Origin of the sequence: Kitasatospora sp. NPDC048722 (assembly GCF_040650235.1) — a bacterium.
GTDB lineage: Bacteria > Actinomycetota > Actinomycetes > Streptomycetales > Streptomycetaceae > Kitasatospora.
In genome coordinates, this window is record NZ_JBEZGX010000005.1 from 142,335 (window position 1) to 164,616 (window position 22,282).

The 22,282-nt window shown below is 72.2% G+C and carries 18 protein-coding genes; 9 read left to right on the forward strand and 9 right to left on the reverse strand.

All coding sequences use genetic code 11. The features are described from left to right. Positions 1-48 precede the first annotated feature (48 nt). The 4 genes from AB0C76_RS06585 to AB0C76_RS06600 form a co-directional block, all read right to left on the reverse strand. Entirely contained in the window at positions 49-1,908 is a 1,860-nt protein-coding gene (locus AB0C76_RS06585; protein ID WP_359960738.1) for a galactose oxidase-like domain-containing protein, read from the reverse strand. 200 nt (positions 1,909-2,108) lie between these two features. Beyond that, entirely contained in the window at positions 2,109-4,208 is a 2,100-nt protein-coding gene (locus AB0C76_RS06590) for a glycosyltransferase family 2 protein (RefSeq protein ID WP_359960607.1), read from the reverse strand. A gap of 546 nt (positions 4,209-4,754) precedes the next feature. Then, positions 4,755-5,471: a 3-oxoacid CoA-transferase subunit B gene (locus AB0C76_RS06595; protein ID WP_359960610.1), complete on the reverse strand. Its 717-nt coding sequence runs from the start codon at positions 5,469-5,471 to the stop codon at positions 4,755-4,757. Between the two features lie 4 nt (positions 5,472-5,475). Continuing rightward, a complete protein-coding gene (locus AB0C76_RS06600) occupies positions 5,476-6,267 on the reverse strand; it encodes a CoA transferase subunit A (protein ID WP_359960613.1) in 792 nt (263 codons plus the stop codon). Positions 6,268-6,571: 304 nt separating this feature from the next. On the opposite strand from AB0C76_RS06600, the gene AB0C76_RS06605 reads away from it, so the two are divergent. From AB0C76_RS06605 to AB0C76_RS06630, 6 genes are all read left to right on the forward strand, one after another. Next, positions 6,572-7,834: a substrate-binding domain-containing protein gene (locus tag AB0C76_RS06605; RefSeq protein ID WP_359960616.1), complete on the forward strand. Its 1,263-nt coding sequence runs from the start codon at positions 6,572-6,574 to the stop codon at positions 7,832-7,834. Between the two features lie 41 nt (positions 7,835-7,875). After that, the gene (locus tag AB0C76_RS06610) at positions 7,876-8,628 is read left to right on the forward strand and encodes an ABC transporter ATP-binding protein (protein ID WP_359960619.1); all 753 of its coding nucleotides are present in this window, start codon (positions 7,876-7,878) and stop codon (positions 8,626-8,628) included. Further along, complete coding sequence (locus tag AB0C76_RS06615; RefSeq protein WP_359960621.1) at positions 8,625-9,485, forward strand: ABC transporter ATP-binding protein; 861 nt, start codon at positions 8,625-8,627, stop codon at positions 9,483-9,485. Before AB0C76_RS06610 ends, AB0C76_RS06615 begins: the two co-directional genes overlap by 4 nt. Then, a complete protein-coding gene (locus AB0C76_RS06620; protein WP_359960624.1) occupies positions 9,485-10,351 on the forward strand; it encodes a branched-chain amino acid ABC transporter permease in 867 nt (288 codons plus the stop codon). The genes AB0C76_RS06615 and AB0C76_RS06620 overlap by 1 nt, the downstream gene beginning before the upstream one ends. 251 nt (positions 10,352-10,602) lie before the next feature. Then, positions 10,603-11,688 (forward strand): branched-chain amino acid ABC transporter permease, encoded by a 1,086-nt coding sequence (locus AB0C76_RS06625; protein ID WP_359960627.1) that lies wholly within the window; start codon positions 10,603-10,605, stop codon positions 11,686-11,688. Further along, on the forward strand, positions 11,685-12,581 hold the full coding sequence (locus tag AB0C76_RS06630) for an alpha/beta hydrolase (protein ID WP_359960630.1): 897 nt from the start codon (positions 11,685-11,687) through the stop codon (positions 12,579-12,581). Before AB0C76_RS06625 ends, AB0C76_RS06630 begins: the two co-directional genes overlap by 4 nt. Positions 12,582-12,670: 89 nt before the next feature. On the opposite strand, the gene AB0C76_RS06635 is transcribed toward AB0C76_RS06630, so the two are convergent. Both AB0C76_RS06635 and AB0C76_RS06640 read right to left on the reverse strand, forming a co-directional pair. Next, a complete protein-coding gene (locus AB0C76_RS06635; RefSeq protein WP_359960633.1) occupies positions 12,671-13,948 on the reverse strand; it encodes a hypothetical protein in 1,278 nt (425 codons plus the stop codon). A gap of 260 nt (positions 13,949-14,208) precedes the next feature. Then, the gene (locus AB0C76_RS06640; RefSeq protein ID WP_359960740.1) at positions 14,209-14,796 is read right to left on the reverse strand and encodes a VTT domain-containing protein; all 588 of its coding nucleotides are present in this window, start codon (positions 14,794-14,796) and stop codon (positions 14,209-14,211) included. A gap of 638 nt (positions 14,797-15,434) precedes the next feature. Between AB0C76_RS06640 and AB0C76_RS06645 the strand changes: the two genes are divergently transcribed. Beyond that, complete coding sequence (locus tag AB0C76_RS06645) at positions 15,435-16,523, forward strand: LLM class flavin-dependent oxidoreductase (protein WP_359960636.1); 1,089 nt, start codon at positions 15,435-15,437, stop codon at positions 16,521-16,523. 120 nt (positions 16,524-16,643) lie between these two features. Here the strand turns inward: AB0C76_RS06645 and AB0C76_RS06650 are convergent, their stop codons facing one another. Continuing rightward, the gene (locus AB0C76_RS06650) at positions 16,644-18,599 is read right to left on the reverse strand and encodes an EAL domain-containing protein (RefSeq protein WP_359960638.1); all 1,956 of its coding nucleotides are present in this window, start codon (positions 18,597-18,599) and stop codon (positions 16,644-16,646) included. A gap of 396 nt (positions 18,600-18,995) precedes the next feature. Then, on the reverse strand, positions 18,996-19,421 hold the full coding sequence (locus AB0C76_RS06655; RefSeq protein ID WP_359960641.1) for an OsmC family protein: 426 nt from the start codon (positions 19,419-19,421) through the stop codon (positions 18,996-18,998). A 263-nt stretch (positions 19,422-19,684) separates the two neighbouring features. On the opposite strand from AB0C76_RS06655, the gene AB0C76_RS06660 reads away from it, so the two are divergent. Together AB0C76_RS06660 and lepB are read left to right on the forward strand one after the other, a co-directional pair. Beyond that, entirely contained in the window at positions 19,685-20,020 is a 336-nt protein-coding gene (locus tag AB0C76_RS06660) for a chorismate mutase (RefSeq protein WP_359960643.1), read from the forward strand. A 232-nt stretch (positions 20,021-20,252) separates the two neighbouring features. Beyond that, positions 20,253-21,029, forward strand: coding sequence for a signal peptidase I (lepB, locus tag AB0C76_RS06665; protein WP_359960646.1), 777 nt, complete (start codon positions 20,253-20,255; stop codon positions 21,027-21,029). Here lepB and AB0C76_RS06670 read toward each other — a convergent pair. After that, positions 20,992-22,110: a DMT family transporter gene (locus AB0C76_RS06670; protein WP_359960649.1), complete on the reverse strand. Its 1,119-nt coding sequence runs from the start codon at positions 22,108-22,110 to the stop codon at positions 20,992-20,994. The two genes, lepB and AB0C76_RS06670, sit on opposite strands and share 38 nt — an antisense overlap. Positions 22,111-22,282 lie beyond the last annotated feature (172 nt).

Here is a 22,282-nt window from a genome sequence, read left to right on the forward strand (position 1 = left end):
TCAGCCGGTCGGTCCGTCAGCCGGTCGGTCCGTCAGCCGGTCGGTCCGTCAGCCGGTCACCTGGATCCAGCGCGCGACGGACGGGGTGCCGGCGGCGTCCGTCAGGAACAGCATGTACCAGCCGGGCGGCAGCAGGTTGGGGTTGCCCGGCAGGGTGAGCGAGACGCCCTCCGCCGCGCGCCCGGTGATGTCCAGGGCCACCGACCGCTGCTCGACGTCCGTCACGTGGGTGACCGAACTCGGCCGGATCAGCTTGGCCGTGGTGACGGCGTCCGGCCGTGCCGCGCCGACGGTGACGGTGCTCCCGAGCTTGGCCCCCTCGGGCGCGGTGGTCACCTGCGGGCGGTCGCCGTGGTACAGGTACGGCGGGGTGTAGATCTCGATCCGCTGCTCGAAGCCGCCGGGCGTGGTGTCGGCGTCGTCGGCGAAGAGCGGGTTGGAGCCGAGCACGGCGACCCGGCCGTCGGGGAGCAGCAGCGCCTCGGAGTGGTAGTCGCGGCCGACCGTCGGTTCGGCGGCCTTGGTGAAGGTGTTGGTGCCGGGGTGGTAGACCTGCGCCTTGAGCAGGTCGCTGCCGCTCTTGCCGCGGTAGCCGCTGGAGCCGCCGGTGGTGAAGACGGTGTCGTCCGGCAGGATCACGCTGTTGAGGTACCGGGTGCCGCCGGCGGGCAGGTCGGGGCCGGGGGTGAAGGCGGGTTTCGGGGCGGAGAGGTCGGCGATGTCCGTGCGGGCGCTGGACAGCGGCGACTCGCCGACGCCCCCGCCCCCGAGCACCATCACCTTCTGCGACTGCGCGGGCGGCAGCAGCACCGAGGACGAGGTCTCGGTGAGGCCGGGGTCGCGCAGGCCCGGGACGGGCTGGAAGCCGTTGTTCGTCAGGTCCCACAGGCCGGGCTCGCGGCCCTTGTCGGCGGGGCCGTAGCCGGCGTTGGAACCGGAGTAGAAGAGCTTGCCCGAGGTGGTCAGGAAGAGCGACGGGTAGGTGGGGAAGTAACGGTCGGGGGCCTTGGCCCAGGTCTTGGACCGGGGGTCGTAGATCTCGTTGTCGTTGCCGTTGAGGATCTGGCCGGTGTCGTCGAGGCCGGACACCGTGACCACCCGGCCGTCGCCGAGCCCGGTGAGGGTCGGGTACCACCGGGCGTGGGTCATGTCGGTGACCTGCTCGTACAGTTCGGTGTCCGGGTTGAACTCGAACGCCGCGCGGATGCCCTGGTACTCCTGCTTCTCCAAAGTCATCTTGTCGTTCATGCCGTACAGGTTGTGGGCGTCCACGCCGCTCAGGCCCTTGATCCGGTACTGCGCCCGCGTGTCGGTGACGTAGTCCTTGCCCTCCCCGACGGCCTCGACGAACACGTGCTGCTCGCTGGCCGTCACGACGGTCCCGGCGCCCGAGCCGGTCTTCACCGCCGCCGGGACGGTCACGTCGGCGGTGGAGGCGTACTCGCGGCCGTTCGGCGCGACGAAGACGGTGCCCTTGGGGAACGTCCGGGCGCGTTCGGGGCTCTCGTTGCGCACGCGCATGGTGCCGGCGGCCTTCTTCACCGCGCCGTCCAGCTTCTCGTACCGCTGGGTGCCGCCGGCGACCAGTACCCGGCCGTCGGGCAGCGAGGTGTGGCCCCCGCAGAACATGTCGTCCGGGGTCGGGACGAGCTTGTAGGTGTTCTTCGCCGGGTCCCAGAGGAGGCTCTTGAACGTGCCCGCGTCGAACGCCTTCTCGTCGTTTCCGGAGCCGGCCACGATCAGGACCTTGCCGGTGCGCAGGAGCGTGGCGTGGACGGCGTTGACCCGGAACTCGGCGGGCAGCGTGAGGGTCTGCCAGTGGCCGTACTCCGCCTTGTACTCGGGGCGGTTGATCACGTACTGGTGGTACTGGTCGGAGGCGAAGCCGAGGACGGCGGGCGCGTTCATCCCGGCCACGGTCAGGGCGACCGTGCTGCCGAGGGCGAAGCGCCTGGTCCGTCCGGCGTTGTGGATCTTCACGGTGATGGGTCCCCTCGTGGGCCGGTTCGATGGGTGGTCGGCCGCCGGGTGGCTGTTCGGCGGGTGGCTGTTCGGCGGGCGATCGTGGTGATCGCGGTGATCGCGGTGATCGCCCAACGGGTGGTCGCTCAGCGGGTGGAGGAGGGCTCGGCCTGCCGGGGCTGCGGCGGCCTCCGGAGTTCGAGCGTGGGCTGGTCGAGGCCTGAGTGGTCCTGCGACCCCCGGTCGAGTGCGGCGGGGTCGAGGAGGACCGGCCTCCGCAACTGGACGGTGGGCTGGTCCACCCGGACGGAGGTGGCCGAGGGGCCGCCCCCGGTCACGGTGAGCGTGACCGTGGGCCTGGCCCGCCGGCGCCGGACGGTGTCCGCGGCGGTCACCAGCAGGGGCAGCAGCGTCAGGACGAGGGCGATGAACGCCCAGGTGCGCATGGCCACGTGGTCGTGGCCGGTGAAGAAGGACGCCACGATCGCGGCCCCGAACACGACCGTCCAGAACAGGTGCAGCCGGAACGTGGAGAACCGGTCGGGGCTGGCCGAGCCGCCCTTCGGCGTGACGACGAAGCGGCTGCGCAGCCGCAGGGCGGCCTGCACCAGCGAGGCCGCGTAGACCGGCCCGGAGAGCGCCGACATCACCATGCCCGCGACCCCGGAGGAGCCGGCCGGCTCGTGCGGGCTCACGTTGTGCTTGCGGTTCCAGGTGTAGAGCAGGAGCTGGAGCGCGGCGGCGTCGCTGTAGAGCATCATCCAGATCTCCGAGGAGACGTGGACGCCGGACGCTCCGAAGACGAGGTAGAGCACGCTGGAGACCGCTCCGAGCAGCCAGGTCAGCGCCGCCATCGGGTAGAAGCACACCATCAGCGAGTAGTTGAGCAGCCGCCCGGGGGAGAGCTTCCACATCACCCGCCAGTACTGGGTGAGGAGGGTCTCGTACGTGCCGCGGCTCCAGCGCAGTTGCTGGGAGAAGAAGTCCGTCCAGGAGGACGGCCCTTCGCCGACCGCGAGGACGTCCGGGGTGTAGACGGACTTCCAGCGGGCACCGGTCCGGGGGTTCCGGCTCCGGTGGAACTCCAGACCGGTCGCCATATCCTCCGTGATGGAGTCGTACAACCCGCCGATCGACTGGAGCGCGCTGATTCGCACGGCGTTGTTCGTGCCGACGAACATCGGCGCGCCGTAACGGTTTCCGGCGCGCTGAATCAGCGCGTGGAAGAGGTACTGCTGGCTCTCGGAGAATTTGGTGACCGCCGAGCCCGAGCTGCGGTAGTTCCCGTACACCTGGGGGCCGACGACGAATGCCACGTCGGGGTCGCGGAAGTAGCCGAGCATGCGCTCGCAGAAGTCCGGCAGCGGGACGTGGTCGGTGTCGACCGACACCCAGAAGTCGTAGTCGTCGCCGTGCGCCTGGAGCCAGGCGTTGTAGTTGCCGTGCTTGGTGTTGGCGCGAAACCTGCCCTTGGGCCGGTTCCAGTGCGGCCGGCCGAAGCGGCTGAAGTGGCGGACGCCCAGCTCGGCGCAGAGCGCGCGCATCGCAGGATCGTTTCCCTCGTCCAACAGCCAGACGTCGTAGGGGCCTTCGTGTCGAACGGCGACCGCGGCGGTGAGCGTCGCCCGGACCATCTCCGCGGGCTCCTTGCCCGGCACGCAGGCGGTGAGGAAGGCGACCCTGGTGCCGCGCTCGGGCGTGACCGGGACGGGATCGCGGGCGACGAGGGTGGCGTGGGCGTTGGAGACGACGTTGACCAGCCGGAACACCTCGACGACGGCGATGATCCCGATCATCACCTTGTCCGCGGTGAGCAGCCACGCGTCCGTCTCGCCGGGGCGCTCGGGCCAGTGCTCGGGCAGTAACAGCCAGACCAGCAGCACCGCTTCCACGAGCGGGGCTGCCATCAGCAGCAGGGCTGCGCGGACCCGGTGCGGCTCGCGGCGCAGCAGGCTGCGGTACCGGACGCGGTAGGGCGCGGATCGGGTGCCGGGCTCGGCCTCCGGGTCTCGTCCGGCTTCCGATTCGACTTCCGCGTCGGTGCCGGCGGTGGTGCCGGGACCGGCACCGGTGTTGGTGCGGGTGTTGGTGCGGGTGTTGCTGCGGGCACCGTCGTCGGGGTGTATTCGGGTGTCGGTCCAGGGGTCGGTCCGGTAGACCCCGTCGCCGGGGTCGAGGGCCGGCCCGGCGAGTCGGCTGAAGTGGGCGTAGTCGTACGGGGCTTCGGGGGCCGGTATGTCGGCCAAGGCATCGTCGATCCGTGTACTGCCGCCGCCGTCGGCCGTCTCGGCGTCTTTCCGCCGCGAGAACGGCAAGGTCATGGTTGCTCCCCCCGGAGTCGTGCGTCGACTGGCTACGCCGCCGCTTCGGAGCCGCCCGGGGCAGAACACTGCCCGGTGAACTGCGGTGGGTCAGGCAGTTTCCGGGCTATTCGTCACATAAACCGTGAGCAATCAATTCTATTGTGTGACTACATGGCGTGTAACTGTGCGACCGGCTTCGAATGCGGGATCCCGGAGCACTTCCCAGTTTCCCCTCCGGGTGCGCGGGATCCTTGGCGTGCTCAACTCTCCCGGAGGGTCGCGGTGATCGCAACCGATCTGAAAGATGATCAGTGCGCAGGCGTGAAGTTGCTACGGTTCCAAGCCAAACCGGAGTGCCGAAGTGATATTGACGCGGATTCAACGCGTCCGGAGCATCACGACCCGTCCCCTCGAATGGGCGGGCGAAGAGCGGACTTCGCGTCGAGGTCCGCCCGTCGCCATCTTCGGTTCTCAGCAGGTGACTTGACGTCACGTCAGCAATGGGGCGCCGGTCGCTGCTCGCACCTCTTCAAGGGTCCTGCCGGGCGCCGTCTCCACGAGGAGCAGGCCCGCCGGCGTCACGTCCACGACCGCCAGGTCGGTGACGATCCTGTCCACGACCCGTCGTCCGGTGGCGGGGAGCGTGAGCTCCTCGACGATCTTCGGTGAGCCGTCCCTGGCCGTGTGTTCCATGACGACGATCAGCCGCCGGGCGCCGTGCACGAGGTCCATCGCGCCGCCCATGCCCTTGACCGTCTTCCCGGGGATCATCCAGTTGGCGAGGTCGCCGGCCGCCGACACCTGCATCGCGCCGAGCACCGAGACGTCGATCCGGCCGGCCCGGACCATTCCGAAGGAGAAGGCCGAATCGAAGTACGAGGCGCCCGCCGCGACGGTCACGGTCTCCTTGCCCGCGTTGATCAGGTCGGCGTGCTCGGTGCCGTCGGCCGGGTACGGGCCCACGCCCAGGACGCCGTTCTCCGAGTGCAGCACCACCTCCACGCCCGGCGGGAGATGGTTGGGGATCAGGGTGGGCAGGCCGATGCCCAGGTTCACGTACTGCCCGTCGCGCAACTCCCTCGCTGCGCGCGCGGCGAGGGCGTTCCGGGGGTCGAGGGCGTTCCGGGGGTCGAGGGTGGTCTGGGGATCGAGGGCATCACGGGGGTGGGGTGCGGTGCGGGGGTCGAGCGGTGTCGCGGCGGTCATCGGCTCAGGCCTGCTCTCGTGTGGCGGTGGGGGTGCCGGGCGTCGCCGGCGTCGCGCGGACGGTGCGGCGCTCGATCCGCCGGTCGGTGGGGTCCGCGGCCACGACCCGGTCGACGTACACGCCGGGGAGGTGCACGGCGTCCGGATCCAGCGCTCCCGGTTCGACGATCCGGTCGGCCTCGACCACGGTGATCCGGCCCGCCGCCGCGCAGAGCGGGTTGAAGTTGCGGGCGGCCGCGTGGAAGACGCAGTTGCCGTGCCGGTCGGCCGCCTCGGCACGGACGAGTGCGAAGTCTGCCGTGATCGCCTCCTCCAGGAGGTGGCGCCGGCCGCCGAACTCCCTGACCTCCTTGGCGGGCGAGGCGAGCGCGACCGTTCCGTCCGCCGCGTACCGCCAGGGCAGCCCGCCCTCCTCGACCTGGGTGCCGACGCCCGCCGGGGTGTAGAACGCGGGGATGCCCGCCCCGCCGGCCCGCAACCGCTCGGCCAGCGTGCCCTGCGGCGTCAGCTCCACCTCCAGCTCGCCCGCGAGGTACTGCCGGGCGAACTCCTTGTTCTCGCCGACGTAGGAGGACGTCATCCGGGCGATCCGGCCCGCCCGCAACAGCAGGCCCAGCCCCCAGTCGTCCACCCCGCAGTTGTTGGAGACCACGCGCAGCCCGGTGGCCCCGGTGCCCACCAGGGCGCCGATCAGCGTGCTGGGGATGCCGCAGAGGCCGAAGCCCCCGACGGCCAGCACGGCGCCGTCGGGGATGTCCCGGACCGCGTCGGCGGGGGAGTCCATGACCTTGTCCAAAGGAGCACCTCGTGAGGGGAGTTGTGGGCGGCCGCGTTGTGGGCAGGGAACGCCGGGCCCTTCCACGGTGTCCCGTCCCGCGCCGTCGCAGCCATGGCGGCAGCCGCCATGGTCGGCTGCCGATCCGTGTCGGCAGGGCACACCGCGGCGAGCGCGTGGCATCCGCGCCGTCTCCGCGGCCCGACGGTATGGCGGCGACAGCCACATCACGACCGGCTGATGCGTCGTCCGGTCACATGTCGCCGGTCCCACCGCACACCTACGGTTCCGGCATCCACCCGCCGCACCCCAGGAGTCGGTCACCATGCGCAGCTCGACAGCCCCCACCAGGACCGCGGCCCGTCGGGCCCCGACCGGCGGACCGGCGCGGCGGCTCGCCGCGCTCGCGGCGTGCGCCCTGCTCGCCGCGGGCTGTGCCAAGGTCGGCACCGCGGGGACGGGCACGGCGGACGGCGGCGGCGCGAAGAGCCCGGTCAAGGTCGGCCTGGTGTACTCCAGGACCGGCCCGCTGGCCGCCTACGGCAAGCAGTACGTGGAGGGCTTCAAGGCGGGTCTGGACTACGCGACCAAGGGCACCGGTGCGGTCGACGGACACCGGATCGAGGTCGAGGAGCAGGACGACGCGGGGGACCCGGCCAAGGCGGTGTCCGCGGCCAAGGACCTGATCGGCAAGGGGCACAAGATCCTCGCGGGCTCCACCGCCTCGGGCGTCGCCCTCCAGGTCGGCCCGATCGCCGCCCAGAACAAGGTGCTCTTCATCAGCGGCCCGGCCGCCGCCGACAAGATCACCGGCCTGAACAGGTACACCTTCCGTTCCGGCCGCCAGTCCTACCAGGACATCCGCACCGCTGCCTCGTTCATCGGCGACGCCAAGGGCAGGAAGGTCACGGTGCTCGCCCAGGACAACGCCTTCGGCCAGGCCAACGTGGCCGCCGTCAAGGACGTGCTGGGCGCCCAGGGCGCGACGGTCGAGCAGGTGCTCGCCCCGCCGAGCGCCACCGACCTCACCCCCTTCGCCACTCAGGCCAGGAACGCCAGACCCGACCTGCTCTTCGTCGCCTGGGCCGGCGACACCGCGTCGGCCCTGTGGACGGCGCTCAGCCAGCAGGACGTGTTCTCCGGCACCAAGGTCGTCACCGGCCTCGACCTGGCCGCCTCCTACCCGCTGTTCGGTCCGGCCGGCGAACGGATCTCCTTCCTGAACCACTACTTCGCCGGCGCCGCCGGCACCCCGGTCGAGAAGGCCATGGACCAGGCCGTCACCGCCGCCGGCGGCAGGACCGACATCTTCACCCCCGACGGCTTCACCGCCGCGCAGATGATCGTCCACGCCGTCGAGGCCACCCACGGCTCCGCCGAGGACACTTCGGCCCTGGTGAAGGCCCTGGAGGGCTGGAGCTTCGACGGGGTCAAGGGCCGGACCACCGTCCGCGCCGAGGACCACGCCCTGCTCCAGCCGATGTTCCAGGCCCGGCTGACCGGCACCGGCGCCGATGCCAAGCCCTCCGTGGCGAAGACCCTCACCGCGGACGAGGTCGCGCCCCCGGCCACCCCGATGGCGGGCTGATCCCGATGTCCACTCCGGCTCTGCCCACTGCCTCCCCGCCCGTGACCACCTCCGTTCTGAGCCTGGACGGACTCGGCTGGTCCGTCCGCGGCGTCCCGATCGTCGAGGACGTCTCCTTCTCCGTCGCCGAGGGCGAGTTCATCGCCTTCATCGGTCCCAATGGCGCCGGCAAGACCTCCCTGTTCAACCTGATCTCCGGCATCTACCCGGCGACCCACGGCCACCTTCGCCTCGACGGCACCGACATCACCGCCGAGCCCGTCCACGCCCGCGCCCGCCGCGGAATCGGACGGACCTTCCAGACCTCCTCCCTCTGGCCGGGCACGACCGTCGCCGACCACGTCCGTCTCGCCGCCCAGGCGTCCGCCGGACCGGCAGCCTCGTACCGGCTCTGGCGCCGTGCCGACCGCTTCGCCGGCCAGGTGGCCGAGACCCTCCGTCGCACCGAACTCACCCACCGGGCCGACACCGTGGCGAGCGCGCTCTCCCACGGCGAGAAGCGCAAGCTCGAACTGGCGGTCCTGCTGGTCTCCGACCCCCGACTCATCCTGCTGGACGAGCCGATGGCCGGCGTCAGCGCCGAGGAGGTGCCCGCCCTCACCGCGCTGATCCGCTCGGTGCACCGGGACCTCGGTCGGACCGTCCTGATGGTCGAGCACCACATGGACGTCCTGCTCGGCCTCGCCGACCGCCTCGCGGTGATGCACCACGGCACTCTGCTCGCCCTGGGCACCCCGGAGGCAGTGATGGCGAATCCCATCGTCCAACAGGCGTACCTGGGAGAGGCGTTGTGACCGACTCTCCTCCTCTCCTCTCCGTTCGCGATCTGCGCGTGGTCGTCAACGGGCTGCACATCCTGCACGGCGTCGATCTCGACGTCGCCCCGGCCGGGGTCACCGCGCTCCTCGGCCGCAACGGCGCGGGCAAGACCACCACCGTCAGGGCGGTCATGGGCCTGATGCCCCGAACGGGCAGCATCCTGTTCGCCGAGACGGAGATCTCCTCTCTTCCGACTCATCTGGTGGTTCGCCGTGGCATCGGCTACGCCCCCGAGGACCGGGGGGTCTTCGCCGGCCTCACGGTCGCCGAGAACCTCCGCCTCGCCGAGCGCGGCGGTCCCGGCGGCGAACCGGACTACGCCCTCGTCCACGAGCTCTTCCCCGAACTGAGGAAGCGGGCCGCTCAGTCGGCAGGCACCCTCTCCGGTGGCCAGCAGCAGATGGTGGCGATCGCACGGACGCTGCTCAACCGCAACCGGCTGATCATCGCCGACGAGCCGACCAAGGGCCTGGCCCCGAAGGTCGTCGCCGAGGTGGCCGACGTGCTGGCCCGCGCGGCCGAGGCCGTGCCCGTCCTCCTGGTCGAGCAGAACCTCGCCCTCGTGCGCCGGCTCGCCGGCACCTGTGTCGTCCTGGCCGACGGCCGCACCGCCCACCAGGGCGACACCGCCGCACTGTTGGCCGACGAGGAGGCCGCCCGTCGCCTGCTCGGCGTCGGCACCCGCCGGCCGGTCGCGGAGACCACGGCCTCGGCGGTCCTGCCCGCGCCTGCTGCACCCGTGCCTGCCGCGCTCGTGCCTGCCGCGCCCTCGGCGGCCCCACCCTCGGAAGCTCCGAGCGTCTCCGCCGTCACCGCGGAGGTGAAGCCCTGATGGACACCATCGTTCTCCTCTCCTGCACTGGACTCGGTCTCGGCGCGCTGTACTTCCTGATCGCCTCCGGTCTGTCGTTGATCTTCGGTTTGATGGACGTGCTCAACTTCGCGCACGGCGCCCTGCTCTCGATCGGCGCCTATGCCACCTGGTGGGCCGGCGCCGAGGCCGGTCTCTCCTTCTGGCTCGCCGTGCCCTTCGGCACCCTCGTCGGGACGGCCGTCGCCGTCCTGTTGGAGCTCTCCCTGATCCGGCCGCTCTACAGCCGGCCGCGCGACCAGATCCTCGCCACCGTCGGGGTCGGGCTCGCCGTCCCCGCCCTGTTGATGGGGGTGTGGGGCGCGGACGCCCGCCCCTTCCCCCAGCCCGCCGCCCTCGCCGGCACCTGGCGCGTGCTCGGTGCGACCGTCCCGGTCAACCGCTTCGTGCTCGTGGCCGCCGCCGCGGTGCTGTTGCTCGCTCTTCGGTTGTTCCTCACCCGCACCCGCTACGGGCTGATCGTCCGGGCCGGCGTCGAGGACCGGGCGATGGTCACGGCGCTCGGCATCGACGTACGCCGGGCCTTCACCCTCGTCTTCGCCATCGGCGGGGCCGCCGCCGCGCTCGGCGGGGCCCTCGGCGGCCTCTACTTCGGTTCGGTCACCCCGGGCCAGGGGACCGGCCTGCTCGTCTTCGGGTTCGTCGTCGTCGTGATGGGTGGCCTGGGCTCCGTCACCGGCGCCGCCGTCGCCTCGGCCGGCGTCGGCCTCGTCCAGCAGTTCGCCAACTACTACACCGGGGCGGGGCTCGGCGACCTCTCCGTCGTCGTCCTGCTCGCCGTCCTGCTTCTCGTCCGACCCCGTGGACTCACCGGGAGGCTCGCGTGAGCGCCGAAACCCCGATCACGAGACCCGGTGGCATGACGGCCGACCGAACCGCCACCACCCTGGCAGGGGGGACTGACACCAGCCCTGCCGGGACCACCAGATCAGCGGAGGGGACTGACACCAGCTCCGCCGACACCGATACTGTGGCAGGGGGGACTGACACCGGCCCTGCCGTCACCACATCCGATCACAGGAACGAGCCGCGCGGTATCCCTCGAACAGGTGATTCAGTCACTAATCGCTCGACACCGGTGCACAGAGCGCTACGCTGGTGGCCGATCGCTCTGCTGATCTCGCTCCTTGTCGCCCCATACAGTGCGCTTCCCGTCCCGGGACTGCTCGACGGCCCGCTCGGCAGCCCGGGGAGTCTCCAACTCATCGCCCTGTGCCTGGTCTACGGGGCCCTCGCCACCGGGTACGACCTCCTGCTCGGCCGGACCGGACTGCTCTCCTTCGGCCACGCCCTCTACTTCGCCTCCGGCCTGTACGCCACCGACCTCGGGATGCTGGAGCTGGACCTGCCGTTCGCCGCCGCCGCGGTGTTCGGTGTGGCCTGCACCGCCGCGCTGGCCCTCCTCCTCGGCTCGGTCAGCCTCCGCGTCTCCGGCATCGGGTTCTCCATGGTCACCCTCGCCTTCGCCCAGGCCGGCTCGATCCTCGTCCAGCGCAACCCCGGTGGCATCACGGGCGGCGAGGAGGGACGGTCCGCGCCGGCCGATCACCTGCCCGCCGGCCTGCTCGGGATCGAGAACACCGCCAACCTCTACTGGATCGCCGTCGCCTACCTGGTGCTGACCCTCGCCGTCGTCCACCGTGCCGTCAACTCGCCGATCGGCAGGGTCTGGGAGGGCATCAAGGAGAACGAGCGCCGGGTCGAGGTGCTCGGACTGCGGCCCTACGGCTACAAGTTGGTCGCCTTCGTGCTGGCCGGCGGGCTCGCTGGAGCGGGCGGGGTGGTCTACCTGCTGCTGACCGGCGGCGCCACCCCGCAGGCCGCCACCTCGGATGCCACCCTCTCACTGCTGGTCATGGTGGTCCTCGGCGGATCCGGCAGCCGCTGGGGGCCGCTGCTCGGCGGAGTGCTCTACACCTGGGCCGCTCACCGGCTCGGCGACCTCGCCAACTCGGCGACGGTCGCGGACCTCCCCGCGGTCCTGCGCGCCCCGCTCTCCCAACCGCTGTTCCTGCTCGGCGCGTTGTTCGTCGCAGTGGTCTACCTGCTGCCCGGCGGCCTGGCCAGGCTGCCCGCCCGTATCCGGGTCGCCCGGTCCGCCTCCGCGGCGCGCCCGCCGGGTGACGTCCGTCCTGCCCGTCCCACCGGAGGTGGTCCCACGTGAGCCAGTCGTCCCTGCATCCCGAGGAGTCGGCCGTCCCGGTGCCCGGCGGTGAGCTGTCCGTCCTGCGCTGGCCCGCCACTGACCCACGAGCGCCCACCGTCGTGGCGGTGCACGGCATCACCGCCAACGGCCTCGCCTGGTACGAGGTCGCCCGCCAACTGGCCGGGAGGGTCACTCTGCTGGCCCCCGACCTGCGGGGCCGCGGCGGCAGCCGCGCGCTCGCCGGGCCGTACGGCCTGGCCCGCCACGCAGACGACGTGGCCGAACTGATCAACGCGCTCGGACTCGGGCCGACCACCGTCGTCGGGCATTCCATGGGGGCGTGGGTGACCGCCCTGGCGGCGGTGCGCTACCCCCGACTCGTCGGCCGGGTCCTGCTCGTGGACGGAGCGCTGACCTTCCCGCTGCCCGACGGCGTCCGCGAGGAGGACGCCCTGGCCGCCGTGCTCGGCCCGGCGCTGGCCCGCCTGTCGATGACCTTCCCGGACCGGGACGCCTATCGGGCGTTCTGGCGGCGGCATCCGGCCGTCGGCTCCGCCTGGTCGGACGGGATCGACGCCTACACCCAGCGGGACCTGGTCGGCCGCGAGCCCGAGCTGCGCTCATCCTGTGTGCTGGAGGCCGTGCGCACCGACGGCGCCCAGGTGCTGCTGGACGCCGAAGCGGCCGCAGCCGTGCACCGGTTGCCCTGCCCTGCCGAACTGCTGTGGGCGGAACGCGGCCTGTTCGACGAAGCGCAGGGCCTCTACGACGCCGAGCGGATCGCGCGGTCCGGGCTCGACCGGGTACGGGTGCCGGCCTCGCCCGTGCCGGACACCAACCACTACTCGATCCTCTGGTCGGCGGACGGTGCCGGGGCCATCGCTAGCCGCCTGTCCGGCGGGCACGTCTAGTGTCCGCCGTACCCGCCCGCCGCCCGCCGCCCGCCCACCGCCCGGTCGCCCACCGCCCGCCCGTCGCCCACCGCCCGCCGGTGCGGCCGTCAGCCGGCCGCACCCAGGAAGGTCTCCCATCCGCCGGTGGGCGCCTGGCCGACGTTCAGGGTGCGCAGCTTGCGCAGGGTGGACTGGTCCTGGACCTCCAGCCACTCGACGAGTTGCTTGAAGGAGACCAACCGCACCTCGGGCTTGCCGGCGATGGCCTTGAGCGCCTCCTCGACGGCGTCCATGTAGATGCCGCCGTTCCACTGCTCGAAGTGGTTGCCGATGAAGAACGGCGCCCGGTTGCTGTTGTAGGCACGGTCGAAGCCGGCCAGGTAGGAGTCCCGGGCCTGGTTGCGCCAGTCGCCGTACTTGGACGGGTCGCCCTTGGTGCTGCCGTTGGACTGGTTGGCCAGGATGTTGTAGTCCATCGAGAGGACCTGGAAGGCGTGCCCCGGGAAGGGTATGGACTGCAACGGGAAGTCCCACACCTTGCCGTCCTGCACCTTCTGCGGCCATATCTGAAGGCCGCCCGACGAGCTCGCGTCGTACTTCCAGCCCATCTTCGCCGCCGTCGGCAGCAGCGCCTTCTGCCCCTCCAGACACGGGGTCCGGCCGCCTATGAGCTCCTTCCTGTAGTCGAAGGGCAGGGGGTCGACGTCGGTGAAGCCGGTGTTGGTCCGCCACTGGGTGACGAACCCGATCGCCTGGTCGATCTCGCTCTGCCAGTCGTCGGGGGTCCACATGTTGACCCCGTTCTTGTCCGGGCGGCTGGAGCAGAAGTGCCCGTTGAAGTGGGTGCCGATCTCGTGCCCGGCCAGCCAGGCCTGGCTGACGAGCTTGAGCGTGCTCTTGACCGCGCCGTCCGACAGGTACGGGATGTCGGAGGCGCCGACCGAGTGCTTCGGCGGGTGGTACAGGCTGGACTTGTCCTTCGGCAGGGCGTATATGCCGGAGAGGAAGAAGGTCATCGTGGCCTTGTACTGCTCGGCCAGCTTGAGGAAACGGGGGAACTGGCCGTCGTCGGTGCCGCCCGCGCCGTCCCAGGAGAAGACGACGAACTGCGGCGGACGCTCGCCGGGCTTGAGCTTCTCGGGCTTGGGCTGGTTCGGCTGGGGGCCGGTGTCCGCGTTGGAGCCGTCACCGATCGGCGTGCCCTTGGGCACCACGGCCTGGGTCGGATCGGCGCTGCCGGTCGGGACGGGGGCGGCGCCGCCCGCGGGGGCGGAGGAGGATGCCGGTCCCGAGCCGGAGCCGTTGCTGGAACAGGCCGCGACCGCTCCGAGGGCCGCGGTCGCTGCGGTGGCACTGAGCACGGTCCTGCGCGAGATGCTGGTCATGGTCTCCCCTGGTGCCGACGGCCGGTGGTGCGGGCGGCGCTGGGCCTTACCGGTCAAATCGGGCAATTGATGAGTATTCCGCCGTTAGCATGATATGCGGACCGGACGGCGATCAAGGGGGCCGCCCGGGCCCGACGTGGGTCACCACGCCTACGGCACCCGGCTGGGCTGCAGGGGTCCCGGTTCTGTTGCGGTCCTGTGACGCTTCGCGGCCAACTACTCGCTCGGGCAGTACCGTACCGCCGTGGGGGCGGGCTCCGTCAGAGTGCCGAGAGTCGCCGGTTGCGGCGCACTATTCGTGCTATCGCGGTGCTCACCACGGTCGCCGCCGTGCAGGAGACGGCCAGGCTGAGCCAGGCGGTGTCGAACCAGTGGCTGTTCAGCCAGCCCAGCGTCACGATGTAGGCGGCCCACACCAGCGCCGCCAGCGCCGACCAGTGCAGGAAGCGGTGCGGATGGTCGGGGGAGTGCCCGATGGCCAGATCGAGGACGGTCCGCCCCGCCGGCACGAACCGGGCGACCACCACCATCGTGGCGGCGGCCCCGCGCGGCCGTTCGACGAGGGCCTGCTGCACCCGGGACACGCTCGCCGCGAGCTTGGGGCGCCGCGCCAGCCGCCGCTGGAGCAGCGGGGCGCCGCGCCGGGCGAGGTGCAGCAGAAGGAGATCGCCGAGGAATGACGACACCGCCACGCCCAGGCCGAGCAGCACCGGGGCGCCGTCGATCTGCGCCGTCTTGAGCACGGCCAGGATCACCAGCGTGCCGCTGGGGATGAAGGGGAGGAGGGCGTCGCCGAGTACGGCGCAGAGCGCCAGGGCGCAGATCCACGAGGATCCGATCGCCGCCACGAAGTTCAAGGCCCGTACTCCCTCCACGCCGCCCGGGGGAGCAGGTGGCTGCTGGGGTCAACGCTAGCGCCTCGACTTTTCATGCCATGAAGCACCCCGGTATGCGCGGGATCACAGCCGGGGAACGAAGCCGTCGCGGTCGGCGGCGCCTGCCGCCGGAGTGATCCGTGCCACATTCCATGCTGCCGCACTTCCCGCCGGGTGCGGAGCCCCTGCCCGATCCGCGCCCTGCCGGGCGGATGCGGGCCGCACCTGGAATGGAACGAGCCCCCGGAGCGGGGTTTCCACTCCGGGGGCTCGCATGGATCGTCCGGAACTGGTCCAGCCCGGCGATCTTGTCAACGGGAGCGGGGGGCTTCCCATCGATGCCCTCGCTCCTGATCACCAGCCTGCCGGACGCCGGCGGTCCATCGCGAGGCCTGCGGCTGGCGACTTCCGGCTCTGGCGTGAAGTCGCCACGCGTGTCCGGCCGCTGGCGCTGCGTCAGCCGAACGTCCGGTCGGCGACGGATCCGGTCGCGGATCGAGCGGCGGCTCCGGAGGTGTGCCGCGAGACACCCCGGAAGTAGGGAACAGCGGGCGCCGGACGGTGGTTGCCCCCGGTCGGCAGGAGTAGAAGAGACCGGAAAGGCGAGCGGCATGACCACCGAGGACCAGCAGACACACGGTACCGAGCCGCCCGCCCCCGCGATCCGGGGCACCGCCCGCGGCACCGCACCCGCCCCGCTCTCGATCCTCGACCTCGCGACCGTCGGCGCCGGCCACACCCCTGCCGAGGCACTCGCCGCCACCACCGCACTCGCCCAGAACGCCGAGCGCTGGGGCTACCACCGCTTCTGGGTCGCCGAGCACCACGGCATGCCCGGCGTCGCCAGCTCCACCCCGGCCGTCCTGCTCGCCCACCTGGGCGCTCACACCACCACGCTCCGGCTCGGCTCCGGTGGCGTCATGCTCCCCAACCACGCCCCGCTCGCCATCGCCGAACAGTTCGGCCTGCTGGAGGCCCTGCACCCCGGCCGGATCGATCTCGGTCTCGGCCGCGCCCCCGGCACCGACCAGGCCACCGCCCGGGCACTGCGCCGCGGCCTCGCCGAGGGCGCCGACGACTTCCCCCAGCAGCTCGCGGAACTGACCCACTTCCTCGACGGCGACTTCCCGGCCGGCCATCCGTACGCCCGGCTCACGGCCGTCCCCAACGGCGACGCCCGCCCACCGATCTGGCTCCTAGGGTCCTCGGGCTTCAGCGCCCGGCTCGCCGGGCGTCTCGGCCTGCCCTTCGCCTTCGCGCACCACTTCAGCAGTGCCAACACCCTCCCGGCACTCGACCTCTACCGGGACTCCTTCCGTCCTTCCGCCGTCCTCACCGAGCCCTACGCCCTCATCGGCGTGAGCGCGGTGGCCGCCGACGACGAGCACTCCGCCCGCCGCCTCGCCCGCTCCGCGGCCCTGGGCATGCTCCGGTTGCGCCGCGGCACCCCCGGCCCGATCCCCACGCCGGAGGAGGCCGAGTCCCACCCGTACAGCCCGGTCGAGGCGGACTTCATCGACAACTGGCTGGCCAACGTGGTCATGGGCGCCCCGGGCGAGGTCGCCGACGGCCTCGAAGCCCTGCGCAAGCGGACCGGCGTCGACGAGCTGATGATCACCTCCCACATCCACGGCCACGAGGCCCGCCTGCGCTCCTACGGCCGGATCGCCGAGGCCTACGGCCTGACGGCCACCGCCTGACGGCCACCGCCTGACGACCACCGCCTGCCCCCGGCCATCGTCGTGGCCGGGGTTGCGGGGATTCCGGTACTCGGCGCTGCGGACGCGCCGGCCGCCGGACGGGGCTCGCGCTCTGGCCCGTTACCGGGGGGCGGGGCGGGACTGGCGCAGTATGGCGGCGACGCGTTCGGCGTCGCCGGGGCGGGCGAAGTACCAGCCCTGGGCGGTGTCGCAGCCGGTGAGGCGGAGGCGTTCGGCCTGCGCGGCGTTCTCGATGCCCTCGGCGGTGACGGTCAGGCCCAGGGTGTGGGCCAGCTGGACCATCGCTCCGACGATCTGCTCGTCGGCGTCGCTGCGTCGGCTGTCGGGGGCCGGGTGGTCGGGGCGGCCGGCCGGGGCCGGGTCGCGGAAGCCCTCGATGAAGGTGCCGTCGAGCTTGAGCACGTGCACCGGCAGGCGGGAGAGGTAGGCGAGGTTCGAGTAGCCGGTGCCGAAGTCGTCGATGGCGATCCGGACGCCCATGTCGGCGAGCGCCTGCAGGGCCTGGAGCGGGCGGCCGCCGGGGCCGAGCAGGGCGCTCTCGGTGATCTCCAGCTGGAGCAGCCGGGCGGGCAGGCCGGTGCGTTCGAGGGCGCGGGCGACGTCGGCGACGACGTCGGAGTCCCAGATCTGCCGGGCGGCCAGGTTGACGCTGACGAAGGTCTCGGTGTCGGGGAACTCGGTGAGCCACTGCCGGGCCTGACGGCAGGACTCCTCCAGCACCCACTTGCCGAGCGGCACGATCGCGCCGGACTCCTCGGCGAGCGGGATGAAGCGGTCGGGCGAGAGCGTCCCGTAGCGGGGGTGACGCCAGCGGACCAGGGCTTCGGCGCCGTGCACCGCGCCGTCGGCGAGGCCGACCAGCGGCTGGTACTCGATGGTGAACTCGCCGCGTTCGAGGGCCGGGCGCAGTGCGGTGGCGAGGAGCTGGCGGGTGAGCTGGTGGGCGCCGCGGTCGGGGTCGTAGAGGGTCCAGCGGGCGCGGCCGTCCGCCTTGGACCAGTAGAGGGTGGCGTCGGCGTCCTTGACCAGGTCGGTGGGGGTGGTCTCGTGCACGGAGCGTTCGACGACGCCGACGCTGGCGGTGATCGCCAGGCGGTGGCCGGCGATGTCGAAGGGGAGCTCCAGGGCTTCGAGGATGCGGGCGGCCAGGTCGGTGAGCTGCTCGCTGCCCGCGCTGTCGGTGACGAGGACGGCGAACTCGTCGCCGCCCATCCGGGCGACCAGGTGGGTGCTGTGCCCGGAGAAGCCGCGGCGCAGCCGGGTGGCGACGGCGATCAGGAGCTGGTCGCCGATGTGGTGGCCGAGGGTCTCGTTGATCGCGGCGAAGCCGTCGAGGTCGAGGTAGCAGACGCCGACGCGGCGCCCGTCCGCGGGGCGGGGGTCGCCGGCGAGGCAGGCGGCGTCGAGGCGCTCGAAGAAGTAGGTCCGGTTGGGGAGCCGGGTCAGCGGGTCGTGGAGGGCCTGGTACTCGAGGCGGTCGCCGAGCCGACGCTGTTCGGTGATGTCCTCGACGAGGGCGAGGGTGTAGAGGGGGTGTCCGGCGCTGTCCCGGATGAGGGAGACGGTCACCTTGCTCCAGACCGTGCGGCCTTCGCGGTGCTTGAGCTGCTTCTCGACCCGGAACCGCTCGCGTCCGCCGTGGGCGAGGGCGGGGAAGAGTCGGTGCGGCATGCCCTCGGGGTCGAGGATCTCGTGCAGGTGGGTGCGGACGAGTTCGCCGACACCACGGCCGAGCAGCGCCGCGAAGGCGGGGTTGACCTCGATGATCCGGTCGTCGGGGTCGATCAGGGCCATGCCGATGACGGCGTCGCAGAAGGCGGCCCGGAAGCGGGACTCGCTGGCCCGCAGCGCGGTGAGCATCCGGTCGGTCCCGTCGTCCGCCCGGTGGGCGCCGTTGGTCAGCGGCGCCGAGCAGGTGGGGCAGAGGAGCACCTCGGGTGCCGTGTTCGGGGCCACCTCGGGGGGGCTGTCCCGGGTTCCGTCCCGGCTCGTGGGCCCGTCCTCCAGGACCACCCCCGGGTGGTGTGCGTCGGCCCCCTCGTTCTGGCCCGGCACGGCATGCTCCCGTCCGCTGCTGACGCCTGATGCTGGTCCGGCCGGTCACCCGGGACTGCGGCGGCCGGCTCCGCACTCTGTCGCGGTCCTCGGGGTCGGTCCGGCGCGGGGACGCCCGGCGGGGAACTGCCGCGTGGGGGAGACCGCGTGGACACCCGCGTGAAGAACAGGGCGCTGCGGCCGATCATAGGACGCGTCGGCAACGCGCGGTGACCGCCGCCAGGGTGATTCGCCCGCTTTGGGGTCAACCGTGGTGGTACATGCAGACGCCCCCGGTACACATCACATGATGTGCGCCAGGGGCGTGTGCGCCGAACCCGCGCTCCCTGGCGCCGGTTGCGCGCCGGGAGCGTCAAGCGGGGTGGGGCCTCGGTCGGCAGGGTGTCCGCCGGAACGTCAGGCCAGCGTGGCCGTCAGGGTGATCGTGGTGCCGGTGAGGGCCTGGCTGACCGGGCAGTTCGCCTTGGCGTCCTCGGCGGCCTTCACGAAGCCGGCCTCGTCCAGGCCCGGGACGTCGCCGACCACGGTCAGGTGGATTCCGGTGATGCCGGCGCCGGGCTGGAAGGTGACGTCGGCCTGGGTGTCCAGCTTGGTGGGCGGGGTGCCCGCGCCGGCCAGGGCGTGCGAGAGGGCCATCGAGAAGCACGCGGAGTGCGCGGCGCCGATCAGCTCCTCCGGGCTGGTCTTGCCGTTGGGCTCCTCGGCGCGGGCCGCCCAGGAGACGGGGTACTCACCGATGCCGGACGAGGCGAAGGTCACCTGCCCCTTGCCCTGGAGCAGGTTGCCCTCCCAGGCGGTGCGGGCGGTGCGGGTCGTAGCCACGATCGGTACCTCCATTGCTGACATTGCCGAGGAACTGCTGATGCGTCACTTCCGGTCATGCACGCACCAGCCTACGGCGAGTCCGGGTCCGTCCCCGGGCACTTCGGGCACCCGGCGGTGCGGCGGTGCGTGCGCTGTCCGGATCGTGGACGGTCGGGCGCAATGGAGGGGACCGGGGCCGGGGGCCCTGTTAGATTGGCGCGGGCCCGAGCCCGGCCGCCGTACGGCCGGGTCCACCACCAGCCTTTCCGGGAGCCGCCGCGATGACGGACCACCCCACGACCTCCGACGCCGGTCTGCCCGAGGGGGTGGACGACGCCGTGCGCGCCGAGCTGACCAGCCTGCGCGAGAGCATCGACAACATCGACGCCGCGGTGGTCCACATGCTGGCCGAGCGCTTCAAGGCGACCCAGCGGGTCGGCCGGCTCAAGGCCGAGCACAAGCTGCCGCCGGCCGATCCGGCGCGGGAGCGGGACCAGATCAAGCGGCTGCGCGAGCTGGCCGCCGGGGCCAAGCTGGACCCGGTCTTCGCTGAGAAGTTCCTGAACTTCATCATCGCCGAGGTCATCCGCCACCACGAGGCGATCGCTCGCGCCTGAGGCTCCGCGCACGAGAACCGCGGGTGCGAGAAGGCCCAGCGCTGACCGAGGCCGACCGGTTCTGACTGTTTTCGACCGGTATCGGCGGGCTCCGTGGCGGTGAAGCCGCGTCCCGTGGCCCCGGTGTCAGGGGTGCCGGGGGTGTCGGAGGCGGCTAAAGCCCGGATTTCGTGAGGCTCCACGGTTGGCGTAGCGTGCAGGTTTCCGCAGCCGGAGAGGTGGAGCAGCGACGATGGCGGTGAATCTGCCCGAAACGCCGAGCGAGGCCGAGGGCCGTGCCGAGAGTTCCGCCGCCCCCGGCGGTCGCGCCGAGGCCCGCCGCCGGGCCCGTGGCGGACGCGCCCGCAGGGCCCGGCGGAGGGGGCGCAAGCCGCGGCCGTGGTGGATCGAGATCCCGGCGATGATCGCGGTCGGCCTGGCGCTCGCGCTGCTGATCAAGACCTGTCTGCTCCAGGTGTTCACCATCCCGTCCGGCTCGATGGAGAACACGCTGCGGATCGGCGACCGGGTCGGGGTGAACAAGCTGGCGCCGCTGACCGGCTGGGAGCCGGAGCCGGGGCAGCCGGTGGTCTTCAAGGACCCGGGTGACTGGCTCCCGCCGCAGCCGGTCGACGCCAACCCGCTCACCGACGCGCTCACCTCGGCGCTGAGCTTCGTCGGGCTGGTGCCGCCGAAGGACGACAACTACCTGGTCAAGCGGGTGATCGCGACCGGTGGCCAGACCGTGCAGTGCGCCGGCACCACGCTCACCGTGAACGGGAAGAAGGTCGACGAGCCGTACCTCCACCCGGGCGACGACTCCTGCGCCGGCCTGGACTTCGGACCGGTGACGGTGCCGGCCGGGCACATCTGGGTGGAGGGCGACCACCGCAGCGACTCGGCGGACTCCCGCTACCACCGCAGCGGCCCGGGTGGCGGCGCGGTGCCGGTGGGCAACGTGGTGGGGCCGGTGTCGGCCGTCGTGTGGCCGCTCAACCACTTCGACTGGTTCGGCTGGGTCGGCCGCTGACCCCGCTCTCGGCGGTGGCCGGCTCCCGGGCGTCCACCGTGACGGCCTCGGCCGCCACCGCCCGCGCGACGGGTTCAGCCGCGACGGCGTCCACCGCGACGGCGTCCACCGCGACGGCGTCCACCGCGACGGCGTCCGGCACCCCCGCGGCATCCGCCGGCTTGCTCGCCTGGGCCGCGAAAGCCCCGGCGAGCACCAGCAGGCCGCCCGCGAGCTGCGGCAGCCCGAGGCGCTCGCCGAGCAGGATCCAGGCCAGCACGGTGGCGACGACGGCCTCCAGGTTGGCCACCACTCCGGCGACCGGCGGCGAGAGGTGCCCGATGGCGACCACGCCGGTCAGGTAGGCGAGGACGGTCGCCACCAGCACCATCCAGGAGGCCGGGAGGAACGCGGGCAGCGAGTGCCCGTTCATCACGACGTCCCCGCCGAGCGGGCTCCAGTCGGCCTCCCAGGGCCGGGTCGCCACGGTGAGCACGACCGCGCCGATCAGCAGGCCGAACGCGCTGACGGCCAGGGGGTCGACGGGTCGCTCGCCCCGCCGGCCGGCGTCGGCCAGCACGAAGTAGCCGACCTGGCAGCAGGCGGCGCCGAGCGCGAACAGGACGCCGAGCGCGTCGAAGCCCAGGCCGTTCCAGACCTCCACGACACAGGCGACGCCGGTCACGGCGACCGCGGCGCCGATCGCCGCACCCCGGCTGACGGGCTTGCGCTGGACGAACTTGACGTAGCCGATGAGCAGCGGCGGGCCGAGGTACTCGATGAGCAGGGCCACGCCGACCGGGATGCGGGAGATCGCCGCGAAGTAGCCGGCCTGGACGCCGGCGACGGCGAGCAGGCCGAAGCCGATCAGCAGGCCGGGGCGCCGGAGCACGGCGTCGCGGTGGCGGTAGGCGATCGGCAGGAGGGCCACGGCGGCGCCGGTGACCCGCAGCCAGACCACGTGGAGCGGGGAGAGCCCGGCCTCGATCAGCGGCTTCGCGGCCGTGCCGGAGCCGCCGAACGCGCAGGCGGAGATCAGCGCGAGGCCGAGGCCGAGGGTTCGTCCGGAGGGGCGGGCGGACGGGGCCGTTGTTTGGTGCACCGACGCATTGTGACAGTCATACCGCCGGTTGTGTAAGGCACCATTTCGCCGTTTGGTCCTGCAGGCACCTGTACGCAGCGGAGTATTCACACCGCTCGCCCGCGGGGAGTAAGGGGGCGAGGAGGAGCAAAGGCACACGGCAACGCCCCGGGGCCGGATGGGACCCCGGGGC